This is a genomic window from Peribacillus sp. NPDC096379, from assembly GCF_044762875.1.
Taxonomy (GTDB): Bacteria; Bacillota; Bacilli; order Bacillales; family DSM-1321; genus Peribacillus.
In genome coordinates, this window is record NZ_JBIWFD010000001.1 from 702,385 (window position 1) to 717,710 (window position 15,326).

Below are 15,326 nucleotides of genomic sequence, written 5' to 3' on the forward strand. Positions count from 1 at the left end.
TAGCAATTCGTGAATAATCTAAAAAATAATCAAGCCTTCACTCTTATTGAAGTTCTAGCTTCCATCACAATCCTTGGTATTGTGTTAACGATATTTTTATCCTTCTTCTCAAATGCAATGACATTTTCTACAAAAACAGAAGATAAATTAACAGCAATTAATCTAGCTGAACAAGAACTTTATGAGGTAACAAATAGCTTGGAAACATATTGTAAAACAAACGATTGCCAAACTATCCCAGTAGATAAGTATATTCGTCCATCCATTCCATTAAATCAAAAAAACTATCTTTCAACCGTGACACCTTTAACACAAAGTAGACAAGAAAGCTCACTAGGCTTACTTCCTATCTCTATAAGAATAGAATCAGAAGACCATAAAGAACTAACGATTACATATGGATATGTAGATGTAAGCCTCAACAATTAGGAGAATAATTGATGAAACAAAAAAATGAAGCAGGTTATACATTAGTGCTTGTATTATTAACGATTACATTAATCCTTATTTTTTCAGTAACTTTAATTAGCAATGTTTTAAACAGTTCTTTGCAGAATCAAAAATCAGAGGGAAATATACAGTTACATCAATCATCACGAATGGGCTTAAAGTATGTTGAGAAGGAGATAAACACAGCAAATAACGAAGCAAAAAAAGCGGTCATAAAATGGCTAAATGAGTTCCCTACCACTAACGCTATTCCTACAGACGCTGAAATTGCTGTTAAATACGAAAAAGAATTTAGAACTAAATTAGTAGATAAAGAAATCATATCATCTGATAAAATGTATCAATTTAAAATAGATTATATTAGTATAACAAGAGTAGATAACACTCTTACGGTCACATATACTATTACTCCCTCATTGAATAATGTGTATGCTCAAGCAGATTCGGAACGAGAAAAAACCATTAATATAAAGATCCAAGAACAAAATCGCTAAGCAACCTCTCTCCCATCTCAAGTGTAGATGTACTCACTTGGGATCCTTTCACGCTTGCCGCATCGTTCCATGGCAAAAAGGGCAGACTGCTTCAACTTCATCTCCCTTTTTCAAATTATAACTAAATTCTTATACAACAAAGTTAGGTACCTCGTCTATTTTCCTACAATCCATGCAAACAAAAGGGACAAGTTCTTCTTTTCATCTAAATTGAATGGAAGAACATCCTAATATCATTATTCGTATAGTACTACAAAGATTGGGTAATTCGCTCTATAATTTAAGTAGATTTCATGTTATTTTGAATGATAGCAGACAATGATCAAAGGATGCCAGATAGGGGTGATAGAATGAAAAGTGAAAGAAAACGTTTAGGCGATTTACTTGTTGAAGCAGGGATCATTACGGAAGAAAAATTGCAGGATACATTAACATACAAAAAAGAAGGGCAAAAAATGGGTGATGCCTTATTGGAACGCGGATTAATCAATGAGCAGCAACTCATTGAGGTGCTTGAGTTCCAACTAGGTGTACCTCAGATCAGCTTATTTCGTTATCCCGTAGATACAGCCGTCTTAGGCTTGATTGCAAAAGATTTTGCCTTCAGGAACTTAGTCATGCCCATAAAAAAAGAAGGGAATCAACTCATTGTAGCGATGCATGATCCGATGGATTATATCGCATTAGATGATATGGGACTATCGACTGGTTTGGTGATCTCACCTGTCATAGCGAAAAAGGAAGAAATCATTGCGTCACTCTATAAATATTATAGCAAGACAGAGACATTTGAAGAATTAGATATGAACAGGATCGCGACTGAGAATCTAGATGGTGAAGATGCACCAGCTGTTAAGCTTGTCAATCAACTTCTTGAAGCGGGCGTACAGATGAAAGCGAGCGATATTCATATCGATCCACAGGAATCAAACATCCTTATTCGCTATCGGGTCGATGGGATTTTACGTACAGAACGTGTCCTTTCGAAGAATATTTATAGTTTGTTAATTGCTAGAATTAAAATTTTGGCTAATTTGAACATTACCGAAACGAGACTGCCACAGGATGGCAGAATTAAATTGGATGTGAATGCTACGCCTATTGATTTACGAATTTCATTATTGCCAACCGTATTTGGTGAAAAAATCGTCATTCGTATTTTAGATTTATCCAATGTGATGATTCATCTTTCACAGCTTGGTTTTAATCAAGTGAATGTCAAAGCCTTTGTTGCGATGATTGAACGGCCGTCTGGGATGATTCTGATTACGGGGCCAACCGGTTCTGGAAAAACATCGACTCTATATGCGGCATTGAATCATTTGAATACTGAACAGGTTAATATTATTACTGTGGAAGATCCTGTGGAATATCAAATGAAGGGCATCAATCAAGTGCAGGTCAATCCAAGCGTAGGTCTAACGTTTGCTAGTGGCTTGCGCTCGATTTTACGACAAGATCCAAACATTGTCATGATTGGTGAAATTCGTGATCGCGAGACAGCGGAAATAGCTGTTCGGGCATCTTTGACAGGGCATCTTGTATTAAGTACTTTGCATACCAATAGTGCGCTTTCAACGATTCCGAGACTATTAGATATGGATGTTGAACCGTATTTGGTTGTTTCCTCCTTAACTGGCGTCATCGCTCAGAGACTGATTCGCAAAGTCTGTCCGGATTGTAAACTAGCATACACACCATCTGCCATGGAAAGAAATTTGTTTCAAAAACGTGGCATCCCTGTGCAATCTTTATATCGTGGCAAAGGATGTCCAAGCTGTCAAAACAGTGGCTATCATGGCAGGATTGCGATTCATGAAGTATTGAATATCGATGATACAATTCAAACGATGATGATGAATAATAAGCCACTTAGTGAAATCCAGCAATATACGGTTCGCAATGGGATGATTTTCCTCATTGACGATGGCTTGCTTAAAGCCAAACAAGGATTGACAACGGTAGAGGAAGTACTGCGGGTAGCGGGGACATGATTAGGGGGCTAGATGTGTGAAGGAGAAATTGGATTATATTTTAAAAGCTGCTTTTGATTTAGGGACGTCTGATATTCATTTAACGGTAGGTGTACCGCCGATTATGAGACTTCACGGTGACTTGAAACAGTATGGAAAAGAAAACCTTACGCCAGCAGACACAGAATTAATGGCGAAAGTAATGATTCCTGAATCGATGTGGCAGGCGTTTAAGGACAAAGGAGAGTTGGATCTGTCATATGGAATCCCTGGCGTTTCGCGCTTCCGGGTCAATGCTTATCATCAGCGTTCTTGTATCAGCCTTGCGATTCGAGTCGTACCAACCGAAGTTCCGACTTTAGAACAATTGAAGCTACCATCTGTTTTACAAGCGATATCTGAAAAAAGGCAAGGGCTCGTTTTGGTGACAGGACCGACTGGAAGCGGGAAATCAACGACGCTTGCAGCGATGATTGATTATATTAATAAAAATATGAAGAAACATATTATTACGCTTGAAGATCCAATCGAGTATTTACATAAACATCAATTGAGTATTATTGATCAACGGGAAGTTGGTTTTGATACACAAAATTTCTCAAATGGCCTGCGCGCTTGTTTACGACAAGATCCTGATATTATTTTAGTCGGAGAAATGCGCGATTTAGAAACGATTTCCACAGCGATTACCGCAGCGGAAACGGGTCACTTAGTACTTGGCACCTTGCATACAACAGATGCACCGGCAACAATTGACCGGATCATTGATGTGTTCCCGCCCAATCAGCAACCGCAAGTCCGTGTTCAGCTTGCCTCCGTCTTATCTGCGATTATCTCACAGCGTTTATTGCCGTCAAAAGACCGGGCAGGAAGGGTGGCAGCGATCGAGATTCTGGTGAATAATGCTGCTGTCAAAAATTTAATTCGTAATGAAAAAATCCATCAAATTGCAAGTGTGATGCAGACGAGTAAATCGGCTGGCATGCAAACGATGGAAATGTCGATTAAACAATTAGTGGAAGAAGGGAAGATTGATTCTTATTCTGCCCTCCCTTATTTAGAAGAAGGAATCATCTAATGCCAGTTTTTCACTATCAGGGTAGAGATCGGATGGGAAGAAAAAAACAAGGGAAAATGACGGCGGACACACGAAAAGAGGCGGTCACAAGGCTAAGAGAAACAGGGATAGCTGTGACGAGTATTGATGAACTAAAGGGCATTTTATATAAAGAAATCTCCTTGGGTAGAAAAAGCATAAAAAATCGTGATTTTATTATATATCTGCGCCAGTTTTCAACATTAATTCAAGCAGGGATCAGTGTTGTAGAAGCGACAAAGATTTTGGCGGAACAAACATCAAGTAAACTGCTGCGAAAAACATTAGAACATATTGTTCAAAGTTTAGAAGATGGAAACCCTTATTCTGAAGGAGCAGAAAAGCAACGAAATGTGTTCCCGCCTCTCTTCATAAATATGATGCGAGCGGGTGAAGCTGGCGGGAATCTAGAAGAGGTTCTGGAACGAATGGCAGTTTATTTTGAGAAACAGTATCAGACAAGGCAAAAAGTACAATCGGCGTTGATGTACCCAGCAACGGTTGGTTGCTTGAGTATTATTATTATCATTTTTATGTTAGCTAAAGTCGTACCAACTTTCGCCGATATGTTTACTTCATTTGGTAGTGAGCTTCCTTTCTTTACGAAGTTGATTCTCAATCTTGGTGGATTTTTTGAAAGGTTTTGGTGGGTATTTCTCTTATTAGCGGTTGGATTATATATCTTCATTCGCTATATACGATCCAATAGCGAGATGAAATACTATCTTGATTATTGGCTTTTAAGAATGCCTATCTTCGGGCAACTGATTCAAAAGGCGGAGATTGCAAGAATGACGAGAACATTAAGCTCGCTTTTCAAGAGTTCTGTGCCAATTTTGCAATCTTTAACAATGGTGGAAAAGATTTTAGGAAATGAAGTGTTAACCAGGGTGATGAAACAATCGCGACTTTCGATTGAAAAAGGCGAGTCCATGGCCATTCCGATGGAAAGACACTGGGCATTTCCACCGATGGTCACGCAAATGATCATCGTCGGTGAAAAATCTGGTACTTTGGATGTCATGCTAGATCGCGTCGCTGATTTTTACGAAATGGAAGTAGACAATGCAACAAATCAAATGAAATCTCTTATTGAACCCTTTCTCATTATCTTTCTAGCTGTAGTTGTTGGAGGCATTGTAGCAGCCATTGCCGTTCCGATGTTCACTATATTTAACGAAATCCAATAAAAATGTTCAATATAGTAGAAAAAGTAGTTGTCAACTAGTGAATGAGTCTTATATACTAGCAATATATAAATAGATTGGAAACTGTGATTGATCATTTTTATTTGGGCACTTAAATGATCAGGAGTGAGTAGTGCACCCCGCCAATTTATGTTTAAATCCAAATTTTGGAATTTAAATATAAACATGGCGGTTTTTTTGTATGAAGGACATGGGGACGGGGCTTCGCAACTTATTCATCTAGCTAATCTATTTAGCGGGTTTACTTATCTGTTCGAGAAGGCTTCCGAAAATCCGGCTCCGCACCGCCACCATTGTGATTAGGCGAGTGTAGCGTGCTTCATGACCGATCCTTCATAGTAACTGGTGGCGTTTTAACGCCCTTTTAGGTTTTGTATGAAGTTACAAGCTGTTTTATTACACCGTGTCATACTACATAAAAAAATGAACTGAGGAGTGAACGTACATGATTAAACGAGTAAAAGCATTGATTCATGATCAAAAAGGGTTAACCCTAGTTGAACTTTTGGCTGTCATTGTGATTTTAGGAATCATCGCAGCGATTGCTGTGCCGAGTATTGGAAAGATTATTGATAATAGTAAGAAGGATGCTCATCTTGCGAATGCACAGCAAGTGATTGCAGCAGCTAAATTGTCCGATGCAGCCAATGAGAAATTTGGAGCAGACGGGGAAATTACTTTAGCGGAACTTATTAATGGTGGGTATATTGATGCAGACATTAAGCCTAGTGCTAGTGCCTCTGATGTGTCTGGTCTTAAAGATCCAGATGGAGGAGTATACTCCGTTGGTGGTGTTATAGTCGAGGAAACAGCCGGTAAAAAATCATATAAAGTATATTTAGTAGGAAGTAAGCGGTCTGTTGGAGCTAAAGAGTCTCCTGTTCCATCTTCGGCTTTAGATGATCGAACGAAAGTTATATCTAATGTGAATTGATACATGTATTATGATACTCCCACTCCTTTCCGCAAGGAGTGATTTTTTTTATCTAATAATAATCAATCTGCTTTATCAATCAATTGAACCTTCACGGCATTATCTTATTTAAATCTATATAACTTCCTGTATAATAAAAGGAACAACATGACGTCAAAACTCCACATCCAGTATGAAGGAAGGCTTATTGAAAACGGGGAGACCAAAACTCCAATAAAAAGGGAGAAATCCATGACACTATTTATTTACAGCTACATAGGTATTTTAGGCTTAGTTCTCGGATCATTTTACAATGTCGTTGGCTTGCGGGTACCGGAGAAACAGTCAATCGTACGGCCGCGGTCACAGTGTCCAACTTGCAAAAGAACGTTGACAGCTACGGATTTGGTACCTGTGTTGTCATATGTCTTTTTAAGAGGAGAATGCCGGAACTGTCATTCGAAAATATCGCCGCTCTATCCACTTGTTGAGCTTTTAACGGGTTTATTGTTTATGCTTGCATTCTATGAATTTGGATGGACAGGTGAACTAGTAATCGCACTTACCTTCATCTCGTTGTTAGTCATTATTTTTGTATCTGATATTGTCTATATGATTATTCCTAATAAAGTGCTGTTGTTTTTTGTTCCTCTTGTTTTAGTTGTCCGTTTAGTCGTGCCATTAGATCCATGGTGGGATATGTTTGTCGGTGCGGTCGTTGGCTTTGGTCTGCTTTTTTTCATTGCTGTCATTAGTAAAGGTGGCATGGGTGGGGGAGACATTAAACTGTTTTTCGTGTTGGGCTTGGTTCTCGGCCTCAAGCTGACTCTCCTTACGTTTGCCTTGGCAAGCTTCTTTGGAGCATTGTATGGAGTGGCTGGCATGATACGGGGAAATTATAAGAAACGGCAGCCGATTCCATTTGGCCCATTTATTGCAATGGGTGCGTTGCTATCCTATTTTTATGGAAATGAAATCTTAAACTATTACTTTACTATGTTTTATTGAAGCGGGTGATGAAGAGAGTGAGTGCATTTAATAGACAACATCGAGTTCATCTAGCCATTAAAGATCGGTATATTCGGTTTGTGGAATCTGGAAAAAAGCGAAAACTGCTAGCCTATGGGCAAAAGAGCCTTCCAGATGGTGTGATCGTTGAGGGGCAAATCAAAGATCGTGAAACGCTCGAACTGATTGTCGATGAAATGATCGATCAATGGAAGCTTAAAGGGAAAAAAGTTTCATTCTGTGTACCTGATTCAACAGTAATCGTTAGGAAAATTCATGTTTCGAATGAGATTCCAGATCATGAACTGAATGGCTATTTATATATGGAATTGGGCCAGAGCATCCATCTGCCTTTTGCAGACCCTTTAATCGAAGCTGTGCCTTTAGAAAAAGCGGCTGAAAACCGAGACGTGTTGTTATTTGCTTCAAGAGAAACCGTGTTACATGAATTTACAGCATTATTAAAGGGTGCATCTCTTAAACCTGATATAGCAGATCTATCAGTGCTATCGCTATATAGAATGTATTATCATCTAGGTCTTGCTAAGCAGGATGAGCATGTATTAATGGTGCAAATTGGGGTAGATGCATTTGTTTTATCTGTTTTTAACGAACATAAACCCGTTTTTTCGCGTCATTATCCTTTGGAATTTCATGATGAGCACTTTGAACTTTCTAAAAGCCGCAGTGGATCGGAATTTTATTCTTGGGTGGGTGCACCGAACGAATTACACAGTCAATCTCAAGATATTACCATGGAAATCGAACGTTTCCTATCCTATTACCATTTCAATCTTACAAAAGGAAATCATCGTATCTCAAAGCTCGTTTTGTCAGGAGACCATCCTTGTATGGAAACTTTTTATTCGGATATACATACTGCGATTGAAGTATCCGTTCAGCCATTACTTGAACCACTATTTCAAACGAAAAAAGGAAGGAACATCCCTCCTGTATATGCTGAATGTATTGGACTAGCGTTAAAGTAGGTGTCAACATGCTTGTAGATATTAACTTATTACCTAAAAAAGAAAAAAAACGACGTACCGTTGTCTTCTTGATTTTGTTGACGGGGATTGTGCTATTGGTCAGTGGATTCTTCTTCATGACTACCTATCAAGCACAGAAGACCCGATTGGTAGAACTGGAGCAAGAGTTAACGTTGACTAAAGAATTAAAAGTCGCGAAGGAAAAAGAGCGAACTCAGAGTGTTGAGTCCAAATCTGTGCGTGAATTGACAACGGCGATTCAATGGGTTGAAGAACATCAAAGTTCAACCTTTTTCATCATGAGAACTGTATCTTCATTATTACCTGAACGAGGGTTTATCGTAGATTTTTCCTATCAAGAAGATGGGGCTGTGCAGCTTACTGTTCGGTTCGATTCTTCCCGGGAGGCAGCTTATTACTTGAAAAGTATTTCAAATTCAGCCATTATTTCAGGAGCTAAGTTACAAACCCTTTCAACGGAGAAACTTGGGGATGGTGTGACAGCGGAGCCTATCCTTCCACGTTACAATGCACAATATGAATTAACGGTGGACAAGGCAGCCATTCAAGCATCAATACATGGGGAGGTAGGGTCATAATGCTTTCCCGAAAAGTAGTGTCGTTGATTCTCACACTTTTGTTGCTTTTTTTTATCATAGGTGTGAGTGGCGTGTATTATTTTGAATATAAACCATTACAGGACAAAATGGCTAGTCTTAACCGTTCGATTACGAAGGAACAAGATGAGCTAGAAAAGTTAGATCAAAAAGAGCAGAAAAGTGCTGCCATTAATACGATGGCTCTACAACGGAAGCTTCCAGTGAGTGAACTTGTTGATCAATTTGTATTATTGCTTGAAGAAGTGGAAGTAGCATCTGGTAGTCTTATTACGAATCTAGCATTTACAGATGCCGAACAAGCAGGTGATTCGGTAGATGAATTAGAAGCTGGAAAACTTGAGACAGCAGTAGAAACATCAAATACAAATCCACTACCTGAAGGAGTAAAGAAATTAACAGCGGTCATTACGGTTGAATCACCAACATATCTTGAACTGGAATCATTTGTGAAAGGACTCGAGAAATTGGAGCGCCTTACAAAAGTAGAAAGCCTTCAATACACCGGACTCAAAGAAAGTAGTCGTTTAATGAACGCAGAAGATAGACTTACATTTAGTTTAACAGTAGCTACTTATTATTATCCTAAATTAGAAGAACTTAAAAATCAGCTTCCAAAATATCAGGAACCGAAACCAGCCAATAAGATAAACCCATTATTTGAAGCAAATCTTCCTCAGCTATCGGAGAACAAAGCAGAGGGAAAATTGAACAAACCAGCTGAGCAAGATAAGGATCCTGACGGGAAAATTGTTAAACGGAATCAAATAACATACAAAGTGTACACCCATAACGTGCAACCAGGAGATACCCTTTTTCAACTTGCTATTTTATATTATAATAGCCGAAACGGTGAAAAGGTGATTAAAGATTGGAATGATCTGAAACAACTTGAAGCGAATACGACAATTGAAATTCCTGTTCCTACTGATGGCAAAAATTGACGAAAGCTATTGATAACAAGACGACAAAAGTCTTGTTATTTTTTTTTATTCCTATGATAGGATGGAAAAAAATGTGCGTAGGGGGCGAAAAAAATGGACAACCCAGAAAATAAAAAAGGAATCACCATAAAAATTAATGGCGAGGAAAAGCCCTTGGTTGAAGATGATCGTAGTGATAGCGTGACAGTAGCTGAAAATCAAACTTCTGCAGCAATGGAGCCAGAGGATGAAAGCTTTGATTGGGTATTTCCTAAGGACGAGGGTGTATTCTATCAACCCGCCACTTCTACGAAAAAGAAAAATCCAACGATCCTCGCATTTGGCGGTAAATGGAAAAACCCAGGTAACAAATCGGGATACTCTCTTAAACTTCCATTTTTAGCTATTTTATTTGCGGTGATTATAGGTTCAAGTCTAGGTTTAATCGTGTTGAAAGCAATTACGGCTGATAAAGAGGTAGCGGCTGTCCCTGTTGAATCTAAGATCCCTAATGAGCCTGTGAAAGATGAAAAGAAAGGAGCGGCTGTACCTACCATCCAACCGCTAACGGCTTTCCTTGTTCAAGGTGGTTTGTTCAGCAATGAAGAGGCAGCCAAGCAAATTCAGGAACGAGTTATGGATAAAGGTGTACCTGCGGAGGTATTGAAACAAGATGAGAAGTATTATTTGTTTTTAGGTTCAGCTACAAATCTTGATGAGAGTAAGCAACTTGCTGTTTTCTTTAAAAGCTATGATGTGGAGGTGTTTTGGAAAGAGCTTACCCTTAAGCCTGGAAGTGCGGCAAGCAGTAACGCAGCCATTATGAATAAAATGATTACAGTCTATCAGAACTTAACAAAGGCATCTAGTGCACAACTATTAAATCCGACAGCAACCACCGATATGAAATCTTTACAAACAGAACTTGAAGAACTTAAAACCAAGGTGAAAGACGATGCACCAGCAGGTCTAAAAGCCGCCTATTCTGACTTGAGCTCTGCCACCGATTTAATCAAGCAATACCAAAGTACTAAAGAACCCTCTCAGTTACTAAAAGCCCAACAAAAACTGCTGCAGTTCTTGAATTCCTATCAAATCTGACATAAAACGACTATTTCTCGGGAAATAATGAAGGACCAGACCTACTTTCGTGCTTTACTGCATGAAATGGGGTCTGGTCTCCATAATAAAGTGTAGACTTTTCCATGAAAGTGGATTGTTAGTTGAGTGATTATTTGGTACGATTAGAATGGACTCCTGGCCTGCAATGATATTTTTTATAGTAAGGAATGTGATGTAGTATGCACCCATTGATTTTAGCCTCATCTTCACCTCGTCGTAAGGAATTGCTGCAAGTACTTCAAATCCCTTTTCAATCTGTAGACGCGAATGTTGACGAAAGCATCGAACCGAATACGGCGCCATCTGATGCCGTAAAAGAGCTGGCTCACAGAAAAGCAAAAGCAGTTGCTGCGAATCATCCCGACTCTTGTGTGATTGGCTCTGATACGGTTGTAGCTTTAGACGGCTTGATATTAGGCAAACCGACTGACCGTGCAGACGCTAGAAGAATGCTACAACTGCTAGCTGGAAACACGCACTTCGTTTATACAGGTGTTGCGCTCGTTCAAGGAAAGAAGAGCCAAGTATTTTTTGAAGAAACAGAAGTGACGTTTTGGGATCTGTCAGATGCAGAGATTGAAGGGTATCTTGATAGTGGAGAACCGTTTGACAAAGCAGGAAGCTATGGAATCCAAGGTTATGGTTCACTATTTGTCAAAAAAATTCATGGCGATTATTTTTCTGTTGTGGGACTTCCCGTTTCAAGATTGTCTCGTGAACTTCTGGCGTTTCAAGCGGAAAACGAGTAATCCGTTCAAGCTCTCTGACAGGAATCCATCTAAATGTAATAATGAAAGGATGGTTATTTTGTCAGAAAAAATGCTAATTCGAGATGTTCCGAAAGATGAGAGGCCGCGCGAACGATTTATCCAAAACGGCCCTCAAAGTCTCTCCAATCAGGAATTGCTCGCAATCTTACTCAGAACAGGAACGAAAGACGAATCCGTTCTTCAGCTGGCCAATCGTTTAATCAATACGTTTGAAGGCCTGCGTATGTTAAAAGATGCGTCCATCGATGAAATCACCGCCATTAAAGGAATTGGTGAAGCAAAGGCCATTCAAATTCTAACTGCAGTTGAACTTGGCAAAAGAATTACTCAATTGAACTATCAAGATCGCTACGTAATCCGTTCCCCTGAAGATGGCGCAAACTACTGCATGGAAGAAATGCGCTTTCTCTCACAAGAACATTTCATCACCCTTTACCTCAATACGAAAAATCAAGTGCTCCACAAACAAACGATTTTTATTGGCAGTTTAAATGCCTCGATCGTGCATCCGCGCGAGGTCTTTAAGGAAGCGTTTAGAAGATCTGCAGCCTCTATTATTTGTCTACATAATCATCCCTCAGGTGACCCCTCGCCAAGTAGAGAAGATATAGAAGTTACCAAGAGATTAGTCGAATGTGGTAAAATAATAGGAATAGAACTTTTGGATCATATTATTATTGGCGAACATAAATTTGTGAGTTTGAAGGAAAAAGGCTATTTGTAACACTATCAAAATTCCTGATGATGCGGTATAATAATGTTTATGATTTTTTAAGGGGAACATTATAAATTTTTGCATTTTTGAATATTGACCATTTAAAATCTTACTATAAAAAGTATTTTGTGTATGAAAGGGAGAAACCAGTATGTTTGGAATAGGCACAAAAGATTTGGGAATCGATTTAGGAACGGCGAACACGCTTGTTTATGTTAAAGGGAAAGGTATTGTCGTCCGAGAGCCGTCTGTCGTTGCGTTGCAAACAGATACGAAGCAAATTGTCGCAGTCGGAAATGATGCGAAAAATATGATTGGGCGTACGCCAGGTAATGTAGTGGCATTAAGACCTATGAAAGATGGCGTAATTGCTGATTATGAAACGACAGCAACGATGATGAAATATTACATGAAGGAAGCACAGAAAAAAGGTGTTTTCGGAAGCAAACCATATGTAATGATTTGCGTACCATCTGGAATTACAGCGGTTGAGCAACGTGCAGTTATTGACGCGACTAGACAAGCAGGTGCTCGCGATGCGTATCCAATTGAAGAACCTTTTGCGGCGGCAATCGGTGCGAATCTTCCAGTTTGGGAACCAACAGGAAGCATGATTGTGGATATCGGTGGTGGTACGACAGAAGTTGCCATCATTTCACTTGGCGGAATTGTAACAAGTAAGTCGATTCGAATTGCTGGCGACGAAATGGACGATGCAATTGTTAGTTATATCCGTAAAAATTACAACTTAATGATTGGGGAACGTACTTCTGAGAGCATTAAGATGGAAATCGGTTCAGCGGGGGATACAGAAGGCATTGAAAATATGGACATTCGTGGTCGTGATCTATTGACAGGCTTGCCGAAAACGATTGAAATCTCTGCTAAGGAAATTTCAGTTGCACTTAAAGATACAGTTGACGCAATTGTCGATTCTGTGAAAAATACGCTAGAGAAGACTCCTCCAGAGCTTGCTGCTGATATTATGGATCGCGGAATTGTTCTAACAGGAGGAGGAGCTTTACTGCGTAATCTTGACAAAGTAATTAGTGAAGAAACGAAAATGCCCGTTCTTATTGCCGAAAATCCGCTTGATTGTGTAGCAATCGGAACAGGTAAAGCGTTGGATCATATCGATAATTTTAAAAATAAAACAAAAGATTTACGATAAAAGCTTGAAGTGAGCATATTCAAAAGCTCCTTGACCCACATCGGATGAAATAAATTTGGAGTGCATTCAATTTCCGAGATAAACTTCTTTCATCTCGGTTAAAAACTGCCTATAATGGGGATTGAACACATTGGGCCACGTGCGGAATTCAGCCCAAGTGGACAATCCCTGTTTGTTTGAAAAATATCTAATTTGTAGTTTTCTCCCGCATAACGGAAAGTCAAGACCCCGTATAAAGGCTTAGAGGAATCGAAGAAGGGGTGAAAAACTCCCACAGATGGAAGTTTCACTTTATGTAGTCGTACATTTTTAATGAATTTTAGTGTTCAGCGCCAGGTGCCATTGGAATGATAAGCGAAAGTAGTGTTTCCTAGGCCGCGCCACTTATGCTTGTAGTTGATAAGCGGGTGCCTGGCGCTTTTCCAGACAGAGGTGTAGATTGTCATGCCACAGTTTTTTAACAAAAAATTAATCTTGTTATTAGCAGGAATTATTGTTCTTGTGGCATTAATCGGGTTTTCAATGAGAGAACGCGAAACATTGTCATGGCCGGAACAATTTTTTAAAGATACAACAGGATGGTTTGCAAATGCTTTTGATAAACCAGTTTCAGCTGTTACCGGACTTTTTGAAAATCTGAACGATCTGCAAAATACATATGATGAAAATGCAAAGCTTAAAGCTCGTTTAGGTGAATATGTGCAGATAAAAACAGAAGTCCAAGCATTGAAAAAGGAAAATGCAGATTTACGGAAAATTCTTGATAAGGAAGATGATTTGAGTAAGTATTCGCCCATTCAAGCGACAGTCATTGGCCGAAATCCAGATCGTTGGAATGAGTTAATTACGATTAATAAAGGCGAGATGAATGGGATAGAAACGAATATGGCAGTCATTACAGCGGATGGATTAATCGGTAAGATAAAGAGTACGACTCCTACTACCGCAACTGTACAGCTGGTTAGTTCCGGAGATCCGAATAATAAAATTTCAGCCTCTATTGTACAACAAGATGCAGCGAACGGAATCATCGAAGGGTATGATGACAAGCAAGGCTATTTGTTAATGAAGCGGATTCCATTTGATAAAGAAATAAAAATTGGCTCGATTGTAGAGACATCAGGACTTGGCGGCGTTTTTCCATCACGATTAATTGTGGGGAAAGTTGTCGAAGTGAAAGTGGATCAAAACGGCTTGAATCAGACGGCATATCTCGAACCTGCCACAGATTTTTATGATATAAAAAATGTCATAGTCGTCAAACGTGAAGTTGTAGGTGACGAAGAAGCGAAGGGTGAGGGTAAAGAATGAAGAGACTAATCCTTCCTCTCACTGCCTTTCTTTTCTTTATCATGGAAGGTTCATTCGCAAACCTACTTGCTGGCGATATATTCGGCGGTGACAAAATTATTGTGCCGAGGTTCATTATGATTCTTGTCGCATTCATTACCATTTATGGTTCGCGAAGAACGGGTATGGTATACGGCTTCATACTAGGTATAATGTATGATGTCGTATATACAGAAATATTGGGCATTTACATGTTCATGCTTCCATTTTTTGCTTACCTTATTGCGAAAATCATGAGGATTTTTCAGTCGAATCTGCTAGTGACCATTCTTACTTCGCTCGTATTTATTACGCTTTTAGAAGTGATTGTCTATCAAATTAATCTTCTGATTGGGTTTGCGCATATGGAGTTTAATACTTTTCTGGAAATTAGGCTTGTGCCAACTCTCCTGTTAAATCTTGCTTTTCTCATTGTTTTTTCTTATCCGTTAAAGCGTATGATTGAGAAACAGGAACTTGAATCAGCTGGCGAGTAAAAGTTGGCTTACTCATTCCTAAAGTACATAGTCTCTTCCTATAGAAGATAG

General features: G+C 39.2%; 16 protein-coding genes and 1 riboswitch. All 16 genes read left to right on the plus strand.

Going from position 1 to position 15,326, the window contains the following annotated elements; translation table 11 throughout:
• Nucleotides 1-9 precede the first annotated feature (9 nt).
• The 16 genes from ACIQZI_RS03340 (at nt 10) to mreD (ending at nt 15,275) form a co-directional block, all read left to right on the plus strand.
• Nucleotides 10-429, plus strand: coding sequence for a type IV pilus modification PilV family protein (locus ACIQZI_RS03340; protein ID WP_403069347.1), 420 nt, complete (start codon nt 10-12; stop codon nt 427-429).
• Nucleotides 430-440: 11 nt separating this feature from the next.
• Complete coding sequence (locus ACIQZI_RS03345; RefSeq protein WP_062177154.1) at nt 441-944, plus strand: hypothetical protein; 504 nt, start codon at nt 441-443, stop codon at nt 942-944.
• Nucleotides 945-1,294: 350 nt separating this feature from the next.
• Nucleotides 1,295-2,938, plus strand: a complete 1,644-nt coding sequence (locus ACIQZI_RS03350; RefSeq protein ID WP_403069351.1) for a GspE/PulE family protein — start codon at nt 1,295-1,297, stop codon at nt 2,936-2,938.
• A 16-nt stretch (nt 2,939-2,954) separates the two neighbouring features.
• A complete protein-coding gene (locus tag ACIQZI_RS03355) occupies nt 2,955-3,995 on the plus strand; it encodes a type IV pilus twitching motility protein PilT (protein ID WP_403069354.1) in 1,041 nt (346 codons plus the stop codon).
• Nucleotides 3,995-5,203 (plus strand): type II secretion system F family protein, encoded by a 1,209-nt coding sequence (locus ACIQZI_RS03360; RefSeq protein WP_403069357.1) that lies wholly within the window; start codon nt 3,995-3,997, stop codon nt 5,201-5,203. Before ACIQZI_RS03355 ends, ACIQZI_RS03360 begins: the two co-directional genes overlap by 1 nt.
• A gap of 67 nt (nt 5,204-5,270) precedes the next feature.
• Nucleotides 5,271-5,354: riboswitch (cyclic di-GMP riboswitch) on the plus strand.
• Nucleotides 5,355-5,666: 312 nt separating this feature from the next.
• Nucleotides 5,667-6,155 carry a type II secretion system protein gene (locus ACIQZI_RS03365; protein ID WP_403069360.1) on the plus strand — a complete coding sequence of 163 codons (489 nt, stop codon included), beginning with the start codon at nt 5,667-5,669 and terminating at the stop codon, nt 6,153-6,155.
• 231 nt (nt 6,156-6,386) lie between these two features.
• On the plus strand, nt 6,387-7,142 hold the full coding sequence (locus ACIQZI_RS03370; RefSeq protein ID WP_403069363.1) for a prepilin peptidase: 756 nt from the start codon (nt 6,387-6,389) through the stop codon (nt 7,140-7,142).
• A 17-nt stretch (nt 7,143-7,159) separates the two neighbouring features.
• The gene (gene pilM / locus ACIQZI_RS03375; RefSeq protein WP_403069366.1) at nt 7,160-8,131 is read left to right on the plus strand and encodes a type IV pilus biogenesis protein PilM; all 972 of its coding nucleotides are present in this window, start codon (nt 7,160-7,162) and stop codon (nt 8,129-8,131) included.
• Nucleotides 8,107-8,730, plus strand: a complete 624-nt coding sequence (locus tag ACIQZI_RS03380; RefSeq protein ID WP_403069369.1) for a PilN domain-containing protein — start codon at nt 8,107-8,109, stop codon at nt 8,728-8,730. The genes pilM and ACIQZI_RS03380 overlap by 25 nt, the downstream gene beginning before the upstream one ends.
• On the plus strand, nt 8,730-9,692 hold the full coding sequence (locus ACIQZI_RS03385) for a hypothetical protein (RefSeq protein WP_403069372.1): 963 nt from the start codon (nt 8,730-8,732) through the stop codon (nt 9,690-9,692). The genes ACIQZI_RS03380 and ACIQZI_RS03385 overlap by 1 nt, the downstream gene beginning before the upstream one ends.
• A 93-nt stretch (nt 9,693-9,785) precedes the next feature.
• Nucleotides 9,786-10,772 carry an SPOR domain-containing protein gene (locus tag ACIQZI_RS03390; protein ID WP_403069375.1) on the plus strand — a complete coding sequence of 329 codons (987 nt, stop codon included), beginning with the start codon at nt 9,786-9,788 and terminating at the stop codon, nt 10,770-10,772.
• A 200-nt stretch (nt 10,773-10,972) separates the two neighbouring features.
• A complete protein-coding gene (locus tag ACIQZI_RS03395; RefSeq protein WP_062177182.1) occupies nt 10,973-11,542 on the plus strand; it encodes a Maf family protein in 570 nt (189 codons plus the stop codon).
• Between the two features lie 49 nt (nt 11,543-11,591).
• Nucleotides 11,592-12,287, plus strand: coding sequence for a RadC family protein (gene radC, locus ACIQZI_RS03400; RefSeq protein WP_253722357.1), 696 nt, complete (start codon nt 11,592-11,594; stop codon nt 12,285-12,287).
• A gap of 142 nt (nt 12,288-12,429) precedes the next feature.
• Nucleotides 12,430-13,449 (plus strand): rod shape-determining protein, encoded by a 1,020-nt coding sequence (locus ACIQZI_RS03405; RefSeq protein WP_062177185.1) that lies wholly within the window; start codon nt 12,430-12,432, stop codon nt 13,447-13,449.
• A 444-nt stretch (nt 13,450-13,893) separates the two neighbouring features.
• Nucleotides 13,894-14,760: a rod shape-determining protein MreC gene (gene mreC / locus ACIQZI_RS03410; protein WP_403069380.1), complete on the plus strand. Its 867-nt coding sequence runs from the start codon at nt 13,894-13,896 to the stop codon at nt 14,758-14,760.
• Nucleotides 14,757-15,275 carry a rod shape-determining protein MreD gene (gene mreD, locus ACIQZI_RS03415; protein WP_062177189.1) on the plus strand — a complete coding sequence of 173 codons (519 nt, stop codon included), beginning with the start codon at nt 14,757-14,759 and terminating at the stop codon, nt 15,273-15,275. Before mreC ends, mreD begins: the two co-directional genes overlap by 4 nt.
• The last annotated feature ends 51 nt before the right edge of the window (nt 15,276-15,326 follow it).

What these genes read in the sequence shown, in the direction of transcription:
- ACIQZI_RS03345 (WP_062177154.1), top strand. Translation starts at nt 441, where the DNA reads ATGAAACAAAAAAATGAAGCAGGTTATACATTAGTGCTTGTATTATTA.
- ACIQZI_RS03350 (WP_403069351.1), top strand. Translation starts at nt 1,295, where the DNA reads ATGAAAAGTGAAAGAAAACGTTTAGGCGATTTACTTGTTGAAGCAGGG.
- ACIQZI_RS03360 (WP_403069357.1), top strand. Translation starts at nt 3,995, where the DNA reads ATGCCAGTTTTTCACTATCAGGGTAGAGATCGGATGGGAAGAAAAAAA.
- ACIQZI_RS03365 (WP_403069360.1), top strand. Translation starts at nt 5,667, where the DNA reads ATGATTAAACGAGTAAAAGCATTGATTCATGATCAAAAAGGGTTAACC.
- ACIQZI_RS03370 (WP_403069363.1), top strand. Translation starts at nt 6,387, where the DNA reads ATGACACTATTTATTTACAGCTACATAGGTATTTTAGGCTTAGTTCTC.
- ACIQZI_RS03380 (WP_403069369.1), top strand. Translation starts at nt 8,107, where the DNA reads ATGTATTGGACTAGCGTTAAAGTAGGTGTCAACATGCTTGTAGATATT.
- ACIQZI_RS03385 (WP_403069372.1), top strand. Translation starts at nt 8,730, where the DNA reads ATGCTTTCCCGAAAAGTAGTGTCGTTGATTCTCACACTTTTGTTGCTT.
- ACIQZI_RS03390 (WP_403069375.1), top strand. Translation starts at nt 9,786, where the DNA reads ATGGACAACCCAGAAAATAAAAAAGGAATCACCATAAAAATTAATGGC.
- ACIQZI_RS03395 (WP_062177182.1), top strand. Translation starts at nt 10,973, where the DNA reads ATGCACCCATTGATTTTAGCCTCATCTTCACCTCGTCGTAAGGAATTG.
- radC (WP_253722357.1), top strand. Translation starts at nt 11,592, where the DNA reads ATGGTTATTTTGTCAGAAAAAATGCTAATTCGAGATGTTCCGAAAGAT.
- ACIQZI_RS03405 (WP_062177185.1), top strand. Translation starts at nt 12,430, where the DNA reads ATGTTTGGAATAGGCACAAAAGATTTGGGAATCGATTTAGGAACGGCG.
- mreC (WP_403069380.1), top strand. Translation starts at nt 13,894, where the DNA reads ATGCCACAGTTTTTTAACAAAAAATTAATCTTGTTATTAGCAGGAATT.
- mreD (WP_062177189.1), top strand. Translation starts at nt 14,757, where the DNA reads ATGAAGAGACTAATCCTTCCTCTCACTGCCTTTCTTTTCTTTATCATG.